Origin of the sequence: Pseudomonas sp. PDM09 (assembly GCF_014852305.1) — a bacterium.
Taxonomy (GTDB): domain Bacteria; phylum Pseudomonadota; class Gammaproteobacteria; order Pseudomonadales; family Pseudomonadaceae; genus Aquipseudomonas.
In genome coordinates this window covers 566,079-582,890 of sequence record NZ_JACVBI010000001.1, presented here as the reverse complement: position 1 = coordinate 582,890, position 16,812 = coordinate 566,079, and the positions used below count along the sequence as shown (strand labels likewise).

The 16,812-nt window shown below is 59.1% G+C and carries 11 protein-coding genes; 3 read left to right on the top strand and 8 right to left on the bottom strand.

The features are described 5' to 3' along the window. Positions 1-50 precede the first annotated feature (50 nt). From IB250_RS02650 to IB250_RS02640, 3 genes are all read left to right on the top strand, one after another. Positions 51-1,787, top strand: a complete 1,737-nt coding sequence (locus IB250_RS02650; protein WP_007901147.1) for an IlvD/Edd family dehydratase — start codon at positions 51-53, stop codon at positions 1,785-1,787. 207 nt (positions 1,788-1,994) lie between these two features. Beyond that, positions 1,995-2,711, top strand: a complete 717-nt coding sequence (locus IB250_RS02645) for a FadR/GntR family transcriptional regulator (RefSeq protein WP_032830095.1) — start codon at positions 1,995-1,997, stop codon at positions 2,709-2,711. A 126-nt stretch (positions 2,712-2,837) separates the two neighbouring features. Next, complete coding sequence (locus IB250_RS02640) at positions 2,838-7,649, top strand: dermonecrotic toxin domain-containing protein (RefSeq protein WP_192342848.1); 4,812 nt, start codon at positions 2,838-2,840, stop codon at positions 7,647-7,649. 78 nt (positions 7,650-7,727) lie between these two features. Here IB250_RS02640 and IB250_RS02635 read toward each other — a convergent pair whose 3' ends face one another. The 8 genes from IB250_RS02635 to pdxH all read right to left on the bottom strand — a co-directional run bounded on the left by IB250_RS02635 (position 7,728) and on the right by pdxH (position 16,769). Beyond that, complete coding sequence (locus tag IB250_RS02635; RefSeq protein ID WP_123494299.1) at positions 7,728-10,112, bottom strand: efflux RND transporter permease subunit; 2,385 nt, start codon at positions 10,110-10,112, stop codon at positions 7,728-7,730. Between the two features lie 28 nt (positions 10,113-10,140). After that, a complete protein-coding gene (locus tag IB250_RS02630; RefSeq protein ID WP_192342847.1) occupies positions 10,141-11,208 on the bottom strand; it encodes a WD40/YVTN/BNR-like repeat-containing protein in 1,068 nt (355 codons plus the stop codon). 386 nt (positions 11,209-11,594) lie between these two features. Further along, a complete protein-coding gene (ubiT, locus tag IB250_RS02625; protein WP_192342846.1) occupies positions 11,595-12,065 on the bottom strand; it encodes a ubiquinone anaerobic biosynthesis accessory factor UbiT in 471 nt (156 codons plus the stop codon). Then, a complete protein-coding gene (locus tag IB250_RS02620; protein WP_192342845.1) occupies positions 12,059-12,949 on the bottom strand; it encodes a U32 family peptidase in 891 nt (296 codons plus the stop codon). Before IB250_RS02620 ends, ubiT begins: the two co-directional genes overlap by 7 nt. Before the next feature lie 10 nt (positions 12,950-12,959). Then, positions 12,960-13,955, bottom strand: a complete 996-nt coding sequence (gene ubiU, locus IB250_RS02615) for a ubiquinone anaerobic biosynthesis protein UbiU (RefSeq protein WP_192342844.1) — start codon at positions 13,953-13,955, stop codon at positions 12,960-12,962. A gap of 132 nt (positions 13,956-14,087) precedes the next feature. Next, the gene (gene glp, locus IB250_RS02610) at positions 14,088-15,323 is read right to left on the bottom strand and encodes a gephyrin-like molybdotransferase Glp (protein ID WP_192342843.1); all 1,236 of its coding nucleotides are present in this window, start codon (positions 15,321-15,323) and stop codon (positions 14,088-14,090) included. After that, on the bottom strand, positions 15,320-15,874 hold the full coding sequence (gene moaB, locus IB250_RS02605) for a molybdenum cofactor biosynthesis protein B (RefSeq protein ID WP_192342842.1): 555 nt from the start codon (positions 15,872-15,874) through the stop codon (positions 15,320-15,322). Before moaB ends, glp begins: the two co-directional genes overlap by 4 nt. A 247-nt stretch (positions 15,875-16,121) precedes the next feature. Further along, positions 16,122-16,769 (bottom strand): pyridoxamine 5'-phosphate oxidase, encoded by a 648-nt coding sequence (gene pdxH, locus IB250_RS02600; protein ID WP_192342841.1) that lies wholly within the window; start codon positions 16,767-16,769, stop codon positions 16,122-16,124. Positions 16,770-16,812: the final 43 nt, after the last annotated feature.

Sequence of the window (16,812 nt, the reverse complement as noted above, 5' to 3'; positions counted from 1 at the left end):
ATGTTACGCCAGAGCTTTAACAATATAGTCATACAATAAGAGAACCGATCATGTCTGATAAGAAACCCACCCTGCGCTCCGCCCAATGGTTTGGCACCGCCGACAAGAACGGCTTCATGTACCGCAGCTGGATGAAGAATCAGGGCATCGCCGACCACCAGTTCCACGGCAAGCCGATCATCGGCATTTGCAACACCTGGTCGGAACTGACCCCATGCAACGCGCATTTCCGGCAGATCGCCGAGCACGTCAAACGCGGGGTGATCGAAGCCGGCGGCTTTCCAGTGGAATTCCCGGTGTTCTCCAATGGCGAATCGAACCTGCGCCCCACCGCCATGCTGACTCGCAATCTGGCGAGCATGGACGTCGAGGAAGCGATTCGCGGTAACCCGATCGATGGTGTGGTGCTGCTCACCGGCTGCGACAAAACCACCCCGGCGCTGCTGATGGGCGCGGCCAGTTGCGACGTGCCAGCAATCGTCGTCACCGGCGGGCCGATGCTCAACGGCAAGCACAAGGGCCAGGACATCGGCTCGGGCACGGTGGTCTGGCAGCTCAGCGAACAGGTCAAGGCGGGCACCATCACCCTTGACGATTTCCTCGCGGCCGAGGGCGGCATGTCACGCTCTGCCGGTACCTGCAACACCATGGGCACGGCCTCGACCATGGCTTGCATGGCCGAAGCACTTGGCACTTCCCTGCCCCACAACGCGGCGATTCCGGCGGTCGATGCGCGCCGCTATGTATTGGCGCACATGTCCGGCATGCGCGCCGTAGAGATGGTGCGCGAAGACTTGAAACTGTCAAAAATCCTCACCAAGGAAGCCTTCGAAAACGCCATTCGGGTGAACGCCGCCATCGGCGGTTCGACCAACGCGGTGATCCACTTGAAAGCCATCGCCGGGCGCATCGGTGTCGAACTGGACCTGGATGACTGGACCCGCATCGGTCGCGGCATGCCGACCATTGTCGACCTGCAACCGTCAGGGCGCTTCCTGATGGAAGAGTTCTACTACGCCGGCGGCTTGCCCGCGGTGCTGCGTCGCCTCGGCGAAGCGAACCTGATTCCGAACCCGAATGCCCTCACCGTCAACGGCAAAACCATCGGTGAAAACACCAAGGACGCGCCGATCTACGGCCAGGACGAAGTGATTCGCACCCTCGACAACCCGATTCGCGCCGATGGCGGCATCTGCGTGTTGCGCGGCAATCTGGCCCCGCTGGGTGCGGTGCTCAAGCCATCCGCCGCGAGCGCCGAATTGATGCAACATCGCGGGCGTGCGGTGGTGTTCGAGAACTTCGACATGTACAAGGCACGGATCAACGACCCGGAACTGGACGTGGATGCCAACTCGATTCTGGTGATGAAGAACTGCGGACCGAAGGGTTATCCGGGCATGGCCGAAGTCGGCAACATGGGATTACCGGCCAAGCTGCTGGCCCAGGGCGTGACCGACATGGTGCGGATTTCCGACGCACGCATGAGCGGCACCGCTTACGGCACCGTTGTTCTGCATGTGGCACCGGAAGCGGCGGCTGGTGGGCCTTTGGCGACCGTGAAGGAAGGCGACTGGATCGAGCTTGATTGCGCCAACGGGCGTTTGCACCTGGACATTCCGGATGCGGAGCTGGCAGCGCGCATGGCGGATCTGCAACCACCGCAACAGTTGATCGTGGGCGGTTATCGTCAGCTGTACATCGACCATGTGCTGCAGGCGGATCAGGGTTGCGACTTCGACTTCCTCGTCGGGTGCCGAGGGGCCGAGGTGCCGCGTCATTCTCACTGACACCATTCATCTAATGTGGGAGCGGGCTTGCTCGCGAAGGCGGAGTGTCAGTCAGCATTGATGTTGAATGTGACGGCCCCTTCGCGAGCAAGCCCGCTCCCACATTTAATCCCCATCTGCTTCAGGACTGTGCTTGCTCTGGCGACCGTCCTCGCCGCGCCTGCTATCATGCGCGGCACCCCATCGCACAGGATCGCGCCGTTCCCCATGGATTACCGCAAACCCTCCGACCGCAAAAGCATGCACTCGCGCATCGTCCAGGAATTGGGCATGCAGATCGTCTCGGGACGGTTCAAGCCGGACGACAAACTGCCCGCCGAAGCCCTGCTGTGCGAGGAATACGCGGTCAGCCGACCGGTGCTGCGCGAAGCCACTCGCGTATTGGTGGCCAAGGGCCTGGTGTATTCCCGTCCGCGGGTCGGCACGGTGGTCAAGCCGCGCAAGGAATGGCACATGCTCGACCCGGACGTGCTGCACTGGCTGATGCAAAGCAGTCCGCAAAATGAATTCTTTGATCTGCTGACCAGTGTGCGCAGCATCATTGAGCCGGCCGCCGCCGCGTTGGCCGCGCAGTTCGCCACCGACGAAGACATCGCCTCCATCGGTGAAGCCTACCAACGCATGGAAGCGGCGCCGACACCTGAAGCCTTGCTGCAACCGGACCTGGATTTCCACAGCCGGATCGCCGACGCAACCCATAACGACTTACTGGCGAACCTGTGCAACATGTTGTCGGTGGCCATTGCCGAGGCCTTGAAGCATTCCAACCAACGGCCGAATCTGCATGAACTGGCACTGCCACGGCACAAGGCGATCCTGACCGCTATCGAAAACCGTGACGCCCTCGGTGCCCGGCATGCAACGCTGGTGCAACTGGATGATGCGCGCAGTGCGCTAAGCACGGTACTCGGTCAAGTCTTGTAACCACACGCCATAACCCATTGCGCACAGGCGGTGACAGAATGAATTTTCCTGCTCAGGGCCGATGATCCGGCCCAGAGGCACGGACGCTATGACAGCGCCGACCTATAACACGAAAAGGATTTCGTCATGCTCACCCCTGTTGCACCGGTATCTCCTCCATTCAGCCAACTGCCCGCCCGGGCGGTTCAGCAGCGATTCGCCAGTCGACCGACACTGCTTTCTGCGATTATCAATGCATTACGCGACAGGTTGCTGGAGCATTACCCCACACTGGATTTCGATCCGATAAAGATCAAGCTGGCCAGCCCCGCTGTCGGTGGCCATTGGGATCTGAAGCCGTTGAGCCAAGTGGTTATCGACCATCTGATCAACCCGCAGATGCTGGACTTTACCCCACAGGACTCAAGGGCGTTTTTCCTCACGCAAGTACCACCCAAACGCCTGGACACCGCAGCCAAGCCTCACGTGGACATGCAAATCATTGCCAGCATCATTGCTGAGCTGCCATCGACGCTTTACCTCGATTATCAGCAGGCATTGGCTGACTACTGGAGCCTGACCGACGACAGCGGCATCAGTCGCTGGCAATGTTTCAGCGAGTTCCTCCATGACCAGTTGAAAGCCGCAGCCTTATACGCCAAGAATCTGAGTGACGAACAGCGAGACATGGTGCGGCAGGTCACGGACTGGCCCGACAGAGTCGAGCGCTCGCCCAAGACCAGCAAAACCGTTTACGCCTGCTTTCTGGAAACGACACTCGGCAACGACGATAACGAAATACTTCTGCTCGGGCCTGAAATTCTGTTGATGCGTGAGAAACAAGTGTTGCTGTGCAGCGTTGACGGCCACGTCCAACCTTTCGATTCCCTGGATGACTTCGGCAGCGCCTGGGGGAAGAAGATGCAAAGCGAGTTTTTGATCGACCGTCTGACCTGGAAACGCTATGAGCCCAATGGCAACCTGTTCGAGCTCCAGGCGGGCCTGATCCTTAATCGGCAGCTCGAAAACCTGACCGCATTGTCATTTTCCAGTTACCCGAGCGAGCAGGACCTGGCGCAACGTCTGGACACCCTCACGGATCCGGCAACGCTGTTCATCCGGCAATCGACAGCGCCACCAACGATGCTGGCACAGTTGCACTCGCAACTCCCCGACTGGTTGAAACAGGCTTCGGCCACTGATCGCTTCGCCTATCGACAGCACCTGCTCGACCTCGCAAACGTCACCGCTCAAAGCCATGGACAGTCATTTAATGAAGGCATCGAAGATATCCGAAGCTTCAGCCGCGAGGCGCTGCGAGCGCAGATAAAGCAGGATCACGACGTCGACTACAACCCCGACGATCTGGTGCTGGACTTCGCCGTCGCTGCCGGCTATCCGGGAGGTGCCGGTTTTATCGAACATGTGCGCATGTCCCTGACTGATCTGGCCCTGAAGAATCTCGCCGGCAAGCCCCGTGGCCGCCTGCGGGTTTTGCGCAAGGACGGACAGACTCCCGAAGACTGGTTGAACGAGGACTATATACTCGGCAGCAAAGGCCTTATCCAGCGCGTCGACATCGGTACGGTCTATCCGCAAAGGATCAAGACGTTATTACTATCGGACACCGTGGATGCCCGGCGCCGAGAAGCCCTGTTTACCCGCGAACTGCGAGTCCAGTTACCGATGCGCGCGCTGGAGTACAAGGTCAGAAAACAATATGGCTTGACCGACAAGGGTTATCGCTACGTCAAGGCGCTTATGGGGCAGACACCTTCGGAGCGCAAAGTCGACGAACAGAACATCGTCATCCGCCCGTTGGCGTTTCACAGAAAGCCCGGCGCCAAACCCGATACGGTGGACAACATGTTCCTGATCGAACCCCTTGATCCGAACGTTGGCCCACATCTTCTTTATCGTCCGTTGTACGCCGAAGCCCTGCTGGAGTACCCATCGCGCCAGGCCGTCCTCGATGCCATCGCCGAATCCGGCGCGTTGCAAACCAGCGTGCTTACATGGATGGCGGATAACGTACGAGACATTTACGACAATGACGGATTCAAGGAACCGCACATTGTTCGCTTTCACTTGGGCGACGAATTCGAACGTCCACGAAAACCTGCCCCCACAACCTTGGCCAGCAATGAGGGTGCAGAAGTATTGCGCCAGTCGCTGCACGACGGTCGACTGCTCAACTACCTTTTCACCAGCACCGCTCGCACCTTGGTCGATCTGGCCGAGCGTGAGTCGGTGTCCAACAGTGAAAGCCGTTGGGCCGTTCTCATGGAGGGTGCATGGTTACTCTTCAATACGCTGCTGCTACCGCTGACGCGAGGGCCGCTGATGCTTGCCGGATGGATGACGGTACTGATCACCAGCCTCAAACAGGACCTGCCCGCCCTCGACAGCGACGATCCGAAAGCCAAAGAGTTAGCGCTGATTGATCTGCTACTCAATACCGCGATGGTGCTGTTGCACCTGGGAGCCAGCTCGGAGAGCGCCCATCAGCGGCCATTGCCATCGAAACTCCCTGAACAAACCGCCCCGCGCCTGAAACCCTGGCGCAGACTGGCAAATCACGCAGAACCGATGCCTGCCGCCCTCGTTCATCAAGGTTCGCCGGGCATCCCACAGGGACCGGTAGATGGCAGCCATACGGTGCTGGATTTCACCAGCTCCATTGCCACCTCTAAAGCGGCCGACAAGCTGCTCAATGCCTTGTTGGACTTTCACGTGCCATGGCCGCAGAAGTTGCCACCGGCCGAGAAAAACGGGTCCCTGAAAGGACTTTTCCGGATCGACGATACCTGGCACGCCAGCATTGGCGGACTTTTTTTCCAGGTCAGCGTCGTGCCCGGCTTCGCAGAGGTCTACCTGGTAGATCCGGCCCATTCCGATCGCCCCGGCTTCAAACTCGCCAGCGACGGCAAGGGGAACTGGCGACTGGATCGGGGATTGAAGCTTGAAGGCGGCATGAGGGGGCGACTCCAGGCGGTACGCGATGAAAACCGGCTCCGGCTACATGAACTGACCACTCATAAGGATCGTCTGAAGCAGGCTCTCGCGCCATTGGTACTCTCTCAATCAGAGGCGAGGAGATCATTGTTTTCAGCGAGGGAAATACTCGACGCACAAAAGAAAAAGCTCAGGATCGTATGGGAGTTGCTCGGCAAGGCTACACCAGAGCAGAAGGTCCAGCTGACCTCGCGTCATAGCCAGGAAGTGCTCAAGACAGCAGAGGCCGCCGCTATACATGACAGAGAGCTGAATATTTACAAGGAGCGCATTGACACGTTGAACGCAGAAATGCCGAAGTTGACCGATGCGTACAACGCCTTGATCGAAGTCGACAGAACCAGGCCTTACGAGAGCGAACGTGATAATGGGCTTTTACTCATCTGGGACGCTCTGGATATCGTTCATGAGCAAACAAAGCTGTTGGGACGCGATCTCCTTCAGACCAGGAATGGGGAATACCTCAATGAACTCCTCGCCCGTTTTCCTGAAGAATTGGGTCAGGAAATAACGACAGCCTATTTCGAATTTGTCGACAACCGGCGGGCAGAAATCGAGATAACCAACAGGCTCATCGAGTCCGCCAAAACACTTGAAACGACTCAGGAACAGGCAGGTGAAAAACTGCGCAGTCGAAAAATAGTGAAGCACTTGTTCAATGCCGAAAACTACCTCCCTGCTTTAATCAAGTTGCATCAATTGCTGTCGCTTAAAGAATTGGTTCTGGAACGCAGTTGCCGCTCCAGAGATCCGGCAGAGTATCCCTTTGTAATGCGACTCGTCGGCTCTTCAATGGAGAGCACAGTGCTGTCCCACATGGAGATCTGCAGTAGCTCCGGCTACGCAACCGCCGAGCAGATAGCCGTCCTTGAAAACATCCTCAAGCACTACGAAGAAATCGATAATGCTGTTCGTTCGTTGAATGAAATGGCATCTGGCTTTGTGCGCACTGAATATCAAACACCGTTTCTGAAGCAACTCAATGAAGCGCACGTCAGCGCCGAAGAGCAACTGGCTGCACTGATTCGAGAAAACGAAGGGGTCGCGCCCCAATCCGCACATACCAAACCGATCAGGACCAGGCCGTCCACCAAAAGGGTATTCAAGTCCCGCAACAAAGGCACCCTGATCGGCGACATCAGACCCTCCCGGGAAAACAATCAAGGTCGTTTCATCGATGTTCAAGATCCGATTACCGAACAGAAGATTGCCAGCTACATGGAACACCCCGAGGAAGGTGTCTGGGTTGAAGTCGTGCAGGGCACGCCCACTCAACCAACATTGCCGCCAGGGTCGCGACCTTTATCGGCAATAAAAAAGGAAATGCATACGCTGATTGGCCAACGGGCAGGTATCGAAAACTCGATACGCTTCCAACAGAAAAAGCTACAGGATCCTGGTCGGCTCGAAAGCCTCAACCCCTTGGACTGGAATGACATGCTGATCCAGCATGCCGAAAAACTCGACGCCCTGGCCTATGAAATTGATAGCACCCACCCTACCGAGACCGAGGCAGCACAACTGAGCAAAACCCTTCGTGACGAGGCGCTCATAACAACTCGCCAGGCACGTCTGTATTGCAGCGAGGGCTACAAAAAACAGCTGCCCAAGGCAGAAAACATCCACTACTTATGGAAGAACGGTTTCGTTGACATCAATCTGGTGGGGCGTTTGATACCGACGGCTGCCGGAGACTATCTCACCGAATATGCGGTCCGCGAAAAGAACACATTTAACGTTTTATGGTATGCGCACTTTCATTACGCCAGCCTTGATATGCCTCGACCGGACTACAGCATTGGCCATTTAAAACTACCGGAGCAGCGCTTTCTGACACGCAAGGATCTTATCCGGCAGGCCGCCGCCGACAACCGTGCCGTGGCCAATCTGGAGAAATCGCTGATCAAACCGCCGCTGGATGAAACACTGTTCTTAAAACTCTGAATCCAGTTTCCGGCCTGAACAACACACGATAAAAAAAGCCGCAACCCATGATTGCGGCTTTTCTGTTTCAGCCAGGGATCAGTGAGCAAACAGCGAGTTGCCCTTCTGCCCTGCCAGTTTCTCCGGTTTGATCAGGAACCGCGCCAGCGCTGGCAGCAGCCACAACGCGCCGAACATGTTCCAGAGCAGCATGAAGGTCAGCATCAGGCCCATGTCGGCCTGGAACTTGATCGCCGAGAAGATCCAGGTGCATACGCCGATCGCCAGGCACAGGCCGGTGAACAGCACGGCTTTACCGGTGGACTTCAGCGTCTGGTAGTACGCCTCTTGCAACGGCAGGCCGGCACGCAGGAAGCTTTCCAGACGGCTGTAGATGTAGATTCCGTAGTCCACGCCAATCCCCACCCCGAGCGCCACTACCGGCAAGGTCGCCACTTTCACGCCGATGCCCATGAACGCCATCAATGCGTTGCCGAGGACCGAGGTCAGTACCAGCGGCAGCACGATGCACAAGGTCGCCGCCCAGGAACGGAAGGTGATCATGCACATGGTTGCGACGCAGATGTACACCAGGACCAAAATGGTCAGTTCGGAGCGTTTGATCACCTCGTTGGTGGCCGCTTCGATCCCGGCATTACCGGCGGCAAGGATGAATTCCAGGCCTTCCTTGTTGTTCTCTTTGGCGAAGTCCTGCACCGCATGCACCGCCCGGTCCAGGGTTTCGGCCTTGTGGTCGTTGAGGAATACCAGCACCGGTGCCAGGGAGCAATTGTTGTTGTACAGGCCATCGGCACGGGCGATGGAGTTGTTCAGCACGTCCGGGTTGCGCGACAGGGTTTCCCATTTCAGGTTGCCCTCGTTCATGCCCTTGATCATCTGCTTGGACACGGTCACCAGGGAAATGGCCGACTGCACGCCCTCGGTGTTCTGCATCTTCCACATCAGCTCGTCGATCGGCGCCATGGCCTCGTAGCGCGAGCAACCTTCAGACTTGGTCTTGACCATCACCACCAACACGTCGGAACTGGTGGAGTAGTTATTGATGATGAAGCTGTTGTCCTTGTTGTAGCGCGAGTCCGGACGCAGTTCCGGCGCGCCCTGGTCGAGGTCACCGATTTTCAGGTTCTGGCTGTACCAGAGGCCACCACCGAAAGCGATCAGCGCCAGGGCAATAGAGATCGGGGCGACTTTGGGGCTGGCAAAATTCGACAGCAGGCGCCAGAAAGGATGCTCGCGGTGCGCGTCTTTCTTGCTGCGTTCGACCGCGCGTTTGCTGATACCGACGTAGGAAATCGCCACCGGCAGCAGGATCAGGTTGGTGAACACGATCACCGCCACGCCGATGGACGCGCCGATGGCCAGCTCACGAATCACCCCGATGTCGATGATCAATAGCGTGATGAAGCCCACCGCATCCGCAAGGATCGCGATCATACCCGGCAGAAACAGCTGACGGAATGTGCGCCGCGCTGCGGTCAGAGCATTCTCCGCCTCGCTGGACTGCAAGGCGATACCGTTGATTTTCTGCACGCCGTGGGAAATCCCGATGGCGAAGATCAGGAACGGCACCAGCATCGAGTACGGATCAAGCCCGAAGCCGAAGAAGTGCATCAAGCCCAGCTGCCAGACCACCGCCACCAGCGTCGTGCTCAATACCGCAATGGTGCTGCGCATGCAGTTAGTGAACCAGTACAGCAGGATCAGGGTAATGACGAAGGCTACGCCGAAGAACATCACCACCATGACCAACCCATCGATCAGGTCGCCGACTTTCTTGGCGAACCCGACAATGTGGATCTTCACATTGGGGTTTTGGGCTTCGAACTTGTTGCGGATCTTGTCTTCAAGTTCGTGGGAGAACTTGCGGTAGTCCAGCGCCAGCAACTTGCCCTGATCCTGCGGGTCCGGGTAGGACTCCAGCAGCGGGATGTCGACGATGCTCGACTTGAAGTCGTTGGCCACCAGGCGCCCGACTTGCCCGGACTTGAGCACGTTATTACGCAGCAGGTCGAGGCTTTGCTGGGAGCCGTTATAGCTCTGGGGAATCACTTCACCACCGGCGAAGCCCTCCTCCGTCACCTCGGTCCAGCGCACACTCGGGCTCCACAGCGACTTGAGGCCGGAACGGTCGACGCCGGAAATGTAGAACACCTCGTCGTTGATCTGACGCAGGGTCTCCATGTACTCCTTGGAGAAGATGTCGCCGTCGGTGGCTTCCACGGAAATCCGCACCGTGTTGCCCAGGTTCGCCAGATCGTTGCGGTGCTCCATCATTTTTTCAATGAACGGATGCTCGAGCGGGATCATTTTTTCGAAACTGGTGGACGGCCGGATCAACGTCGCCTGCCAGAACAGGAAAACACTGACCAGCAGGCAGATAACGATGACTGCCGGGCGGTTGTTGAAAATCAGGCGCTCAAGAAACGTCGCCTTATCCTGATGAGGAGTGCTTAAGGATGTCATAGACCCGCCTTCTTATTATTTGCCCGGCTCATTTGGACGACCCGTTTTTTCCATTCTCTGCTCCGGTGGGCGAAGTGACGCGAACGCCACCCTGTCCGGCCAGAATCAGATTGCCGTTGCCTGCCGCAGTCACCGCCGAAACGGAAATGCGATCCGGACGGTTGAACACGCTGAAGGTTTCGCCGTCGTCGGTGCTGCGAATCACGCTGCCGCCATTGCCGACGATCACGATGGAACCGTCATCGAGCAGCGTGGCGCCAGACAGGCCGAATTCCAGTGTGCCACGTGCAGCCTTGAGCTCGACCTGCTCCCAAGTGCTGCCGAAATCCGTGGAGCGGTACAGATTGCCGCGCAACCCGTAGGCCAGCAGCGTGGCCGGTTGCGCGGTGCCAATCACACCGAACAGCGAGCCTTCATAGGGGCCTTCAAGCTTTTCCCAGGTCTGCCCATCATCGGCGGAACGGAACATGCTGCCCTGTTCACCGACGATGAAAATGCCGGAATCCTTGACCGCCGCAATAGCGTTGAGGTGGTACTGGTCTTCGTTGTCGAGGCGATCGCTGACGTTTTCCCAGTTTTTACCGCCGTCGGTGGTTTCCAGCAAGGCACCGTAAGCGCCCACGGCAAAGCCGCTGTTAACGTCCTTGAACCAGACGTCGAGCAGCGGCGATTCGCGTGTCAGGTCTTCGAATTGTTTGCTCCAGGTGACGCCGCCGTCTTCGCTGGCGAGGATCTGCGCGTCATGGCCAACGGCCCAGCCGTGTTTGTCATCGACAAAAAACACTGCCGTCAGCAGTTGCCGGGTCGGCACCTTGGCCTGGGTCCAGGTCACGCCCTGGTCATCGGAATACAGAATGTGCCCGCGATCGCCGACCGCCACCAGGCGTTTGCCCGCGTGTACGACATCGAGCATCAGGCCTTTGCTGGCCTTGGCGGATTCAACGGAATAAACCACATCGGAGGCCGACGCGGCAGCGGCCAGCGCAGGCGCCGACAGCACGGTACAGCCCAACAGCGAGAGCGCTGTAGCCAGCAACGCGAACCGGCGTAACGCTGGCGGGCGGCAAATACTCACACCCATGACAGGCTCACTCATAGACCTTCCCTCACATTATTATTGTTAGGTCGTTCAACCCTTCAGGGCGCCGTAAGGGATGCGCATCGGGATTGACCTATTCAGGAGCATAGTCCTGAAACCCGCAATCCAGAGCCCCTTCGGAAGCTGGCTTATCCTATCGGGGTTTGGAAAGGTCTGACAATCGACGCCACGTTATGTTTTGTTAACTGGAGGGGATATGGGTTGTGGGTGAATGAGGAGGTATTCGGAGGGGTGATTGGGGTTTGGGGTTTGGGGTTTGGGGTTTGGTGTACATATCCGTTTCTGCGGTAGCGCAGAAACGGATATGTACACCATCAAAAATCCCGGTCGGCTATCAGGCCGCCATCGCAGGCAAGCCAGCTCCCACAATTGAACGACGTCGATTACCCCGCCGCCAACCCCTTCCCCGCCCGCTCCAGATTGCGCCACAACCAAACAGGCAACACATCAGGATCCAGACTGTCGATCAGATTCTTCAACGCCAGCCCAAGTTCGGTATCACCCTCAATCACCAAACGCCGGCGAAAGAACAGCGTATCTGGATCCTCCTGACGACTCGCCAACAGTAAAAACTCCCGCCAGTTGCCACTGATCGTCACATGCGCCACGGCCTGCTCGGCAATCCGCAACCCTTTACCGCTAAGGGTCAGGTACCAGGACAACCCCAGATCGGGAATCCGCAAGCACAACCAACGCCCACGTAAAACTTCAAACTCACCATCGCGCAACGGCCCGGCGAGGCAGCGATTCAGCGCCTGTTGCAACGCCAGACGCTGCACGGCAAAAGGCACCCGGCGCACCAGCGGCAGTAACCGGTCGGCACCTTTCAACAGCCACTTTTTTCCATTCAACACAGGCCGACCTCCTCGACGCGCAGCATGCCGGCCTGGCCATGCCAGTAACCATTGCACCCTTCGACAAACAGCGGCGGTGTCTCGCCCAGACGAACCCGTTGATAGGCGGCAATCACTTCGGCCATGCCCTGAGCGCGAGGGCTCAAGCGCAACAGATCGGCACCGCAGGCCACCAGCCCGGAATAATCGGCCAGCAGATTGGTCACCTCGGCCGACATTGTCTGAATACCGTTGATGGTGAACAGCGCCTGCCCTTCCTGGCTGGTCAGCGCCAGGCCGTCGGGGTAGTTGATGCAACAAAACTGGCAGTCGTCCTTGGGCCGGTTTTCCGCTCGGGCCGTAAAGCAGCGGGCGGAATAGGCCAATGGCAAATGCCCATAGGCGAAGATTTCAACTTCCGGCACTGCACGGCCCAGTTCGCGTACCTGTTCGATCACATCACCAATCAGCGCCGCCGAACACTCCACGGGGGGCACCCAGCGGGTCATGCCGCAGTCAAGCAATTGCGCCAATGAGTGACCGTTGTACAGATTGAGGGCCGGGCCGCCCACGAACGGCAACTTGCGTTCGGCCAAAAACTGCACCGCGCCCATGTCGTTGGCTTCCACCAGCAATTGGCCGTTGTCGCACAACCGGCGCAGGCTGGAGAGTTCGGACGCCGCTTCGATCAGCGTCAGGCTGGAAAGCACCAACTGCGCCTGACTGCATTCCTGCAACTCGCGTCCCAGCCCCAGCCATTGATCCAGCGAAAATGCCCGGCGTTTCGAGCACACGGTTTCTCCCAGGTAAATCACATCCAGGGGCAAGGCCGACATCTCGGCGTAAAAATTGCTGAGTTGCTCCTTGTCCCAATAAAACAGGACCGGTCCCAGGCTGAGTTTCATGTCGAATCCCTCATTGCCATGATCGATGATAAGCACCCAGGGTGGTCTGGCTGCCTTCGGACAAACCGGCCAACACCTGACGCCATTCCTCCTTGACCCGAAAACTGCCCGGTGCGCCACGATGGGCGTCCAGTGCCGCACGCCAGACGCGGGTGACTTGTTCGACATAGGCCGGGCTGCGTTGGCGGCCCTCGATCTTCACGGCTTCGACGCCGATGGCCGTCAGTTCCGGCAGCAAGTCCAGGGTGTCGAGGCTGGTGGGCTCCTCCAGCGCATGAAAGCGTTTGCCGCCGACCAGGAAACGGCCCTTGCACAAGGTCGGGTAACCGGCCGGTTCGTCAGGGGTATAGCGATCGATCAGCACTTCGCTGAGACGCGCGCTCAAGCCTTCGGCGTCCTCGCTCCAGCGCACCGCCTTGGCAGGCGAACAGACACCGCACAGGTTCGGCGACTCGCCGGTAATGTAGGAAGACAGATGGCAACGCCCTTCGGCCATGATGCATAAGCTGCCGAAACCAAACACTTCGATGGGAACCGGGCTGCTGGCGGCGACCTGGCGTACTTGCGCCAACGACAACACCCGCGGCAGCACCGCGCGGCGAATGCCGTAGCGCTGCGCATAAAACTCCAGCGCGGCGGCATGGGTCGCCGACCCCTGGACCGACAGATGCAACGCCAGATTCGGGTGACGCTGACTGGCGTAGTTGAGCACTCCGGGGTCGGCGGCGATCAGCGCATCGACGCCGAAATCGGCGGCACGATCCACCGCCCGCTGCCAGCGCTCCCACCCCTTGGGCTGCGGGTACGTGTTGACCGCGACGTAGAGTTTGCGTTGATGCTGACGGATATGGGCGACCGCGGCGTCGAACTGTTTGTCGTCCATGTTCAGCCCCGCGAAATGCCGGGCATTGGTGTCATCGCGAAAGCCGACATAGACGGCATCGGCGCCTTGGCGCACCGCCGCTTTAAGCGCAGGCAGGTTCCCTGCCGGGCAGACCAGTTGCATGGGTAATCCTCATGAAAAAACGCATCCGGGCCATCGCCTGATGCCCATGACGCGAAGGTCCGGGGTGATCGAAAAAGGCGCTGCCAGTCTAGCGAGACCGGCAGGCACGGCCTTGACGGCAATCAATTGCCATCAATGCATCAGGTCGGCGAAGGACAGGAACATCACGTTGTCGTGCTTGAGCACTTGCTGCTCGCACTCGATCACCGCCAGCCCGTCGGCCCAGCACGCGGCGGTCAACATCGCCGAGCTTTGCTGAGGGTGCAGTTCCACACTCAACTGGCCATCGGCGCCGGGCGTCAATCGGGCCCGCAGGTACTGCCGACGCTTGTTACGCTGCAACCAGTCGAACCCGGCGGGCACGGCCAACGGCACCGGCAGTACGTCAGTCACGCCTTGGGCCCTGAGCAGGAACGGACGCACCACCACCAACGCGGTGATCAGCGCCGCCGAAGGATTTCCCGGCATGCCGATCCAGGGTTTGCCGGCCACTTCACCAAAGGCCAGTGGCTTGCCCGGCTGAATGGCCAACCGCCAAAAATCGACGTTACCCAGTTCCTCGATCGCCTGTTTGAGGTGATCTTCCTCGCCCACCGACACGCCACCGGAACTCAACAGCAAGTCGCATTCCGAAGACGCCAGGCTCAAGGCATGCCGGCTGGCCGCCAACTCATCGACCATGACGCCATAGTCGTGCACCTCGACGCCCCAGCCGCGCAATAACGCGGCAAGGCAATACCGGTTGCTGTTGTAAATCTGCCCCGGCGCCAAGGGATCGCCCGGCTCACGCAGTTCATTACCGCTGCTGAGCAGGCACACCTGCAACGGCCGATAGACCTCGACCCGCGCGATACCAGCGCCAGCCAGCAACCCCAGTTCTTGTGCGCGCAGGCGTTTCCCGGCCTTGAGCAACAGATCCCCGCGACGAACTTCCTCACCCTCCTTGCGCACGTGATCGCCCACGGACACGGACGGGAACCAGACGCGCTCGCCCTCGACCCGGCAGCGCTCTTGCGGCACCACGGTATCGGCGCCCGGTGGCAATGGCGCGCCGGTAAAGATCTGCACCGCCTGCTGCGCGAGCAAGGGCATGCACGCTTGATCCCCCGCCGCAATGCGCCCGCCAATCGATAAACAGCCACCCGCCTGGGGCAAGTCAGCCGCCCTGAGGGCATAGCCGTCCATGGCACTGTTGTCCCAGGCCGGCAGGTTCACCGGGGAATGAATGTCCGCCGCCAGCACCCGCCCCATGGCTTGATCCAGACGCACCATTTGCGCCGGGGGCGGCGGCGGTGCCTGGTCCAGCAGACGGCTGATGGCCTCGTCCACGGGCATCAGGTTGCCGATGTCGCACACCCGGCCAGTCATGTGCGCGTCTCGCAGGCGTCGATGACCCGCTGCGCTTGCGGTTTCAGATGCGGGGCGAAATTGCACGGACCGGTGCGACTGTCCAGTTGTTCGAGCAGGATCTTGTTCCAGGCAGTCCGGCAGGCACCCGGCGAGCCGGGAACGCAGCACACCAGCACGCCGTTACTCATGCCGGCCAGTGCCCGGGACTGCAGACTGGACATGCCGATTTCCTCCAGAGACACCTGGCGGAACAGTTCGCCGAAGCCTTCAACGTGCTTGTCCAGCAATGGCAAGACTGCTTGCGGTGTGTTGTCGCGAGCGGTGAAACCGGTGCCGCCGGTCATCAACACCACTTGCACCTTGGGGTCGGCGATCCATCGGGAAACGGTGGCGCGGATCTGATAAATGTCGTCCTTGACCAGATCACGATCGATCAACACATGCCCGGCTGTTTGCAGCAAATCCGTCAGGGTCTGTCCCGACGTGTCGGTGTCAAAGGTGCGCGTATCGCTGATGGTCAGCACGGCGATGTTCAGGGGTTCAAACGTGCGTTGCGCCAGATGGGCCATATCCAGGTCTTCCCGTAGATGAGGGTATGGCCCGAAGCCTGAACTGGAATAGCGAGCGAGCCTATTCCTCCAAGGAGGTACCTCGTCGGGGACATAGAGAGAATGTGCCGGACACAAAACCTGTGGGAGCGGGCTTGCTCGCGAATGCGGTGTGTCAAACAACATTAATGTCGACTGACACACCGCATTCGCGAGCAAGCCCGCTCCCACACTGTCCTCCATCGCTACAGGTCCCGCGCAATGGGGCTCAAGGCGCCAAGCGATTTCGTTGCCATGCACCATCGCGCAAACGATAGTCGACACGATCATGCAAGCGGTCAGCCCGCCCCTGCCAGAACTCCAGACGCTCAGGGTGCAGGCAGTAGCCGCCCCAATGTTCAGGACGCGAGACGGCCTGGCCAACGAAGCGTTTGATGGTTTCAGCCAGCATGGATTCCAGCGCTGCGCGACTGGCCAGCGGACGGCTTTGCGGTGAAGCCCAGGCACCCAGGCGACTGGCCATGGAACGAGAATCGAAGTACGCATCCGACAACGCTGGGTCGAGCCTGGACACCTGCCCTTCGATACGCACCTGACGCTCCAGCCCCGGCCAGAAAAACGTCATCGCGGCATAGGGATTGGCGACCAGTTGCTGCCCCTTGTCGCTCTGGTAATTGCCGAAGAACGTAAAACCTTCATCGCTCAACCCCTTGAGCAGCAGAACCCGACAGTGCGGCCGTCCTTCAGGGTCGACCGTCGCCAGCACCATGCTATTGGCCTCGACAGGCGCGCACTCGGTGTCGCGGGCCTGTTGCAACCACTGCCGGAACATCGCCAGCGGATCGTCCAGCGCCGCCTCATCTTGCAGACCATTAAGGGTGTAGTTACGGCGCATCTGAGCCAGGGAAAGCGGCATGACGGTGATCTCCGGAAGGTTTTACGCAGTGTGCGAGGCACTG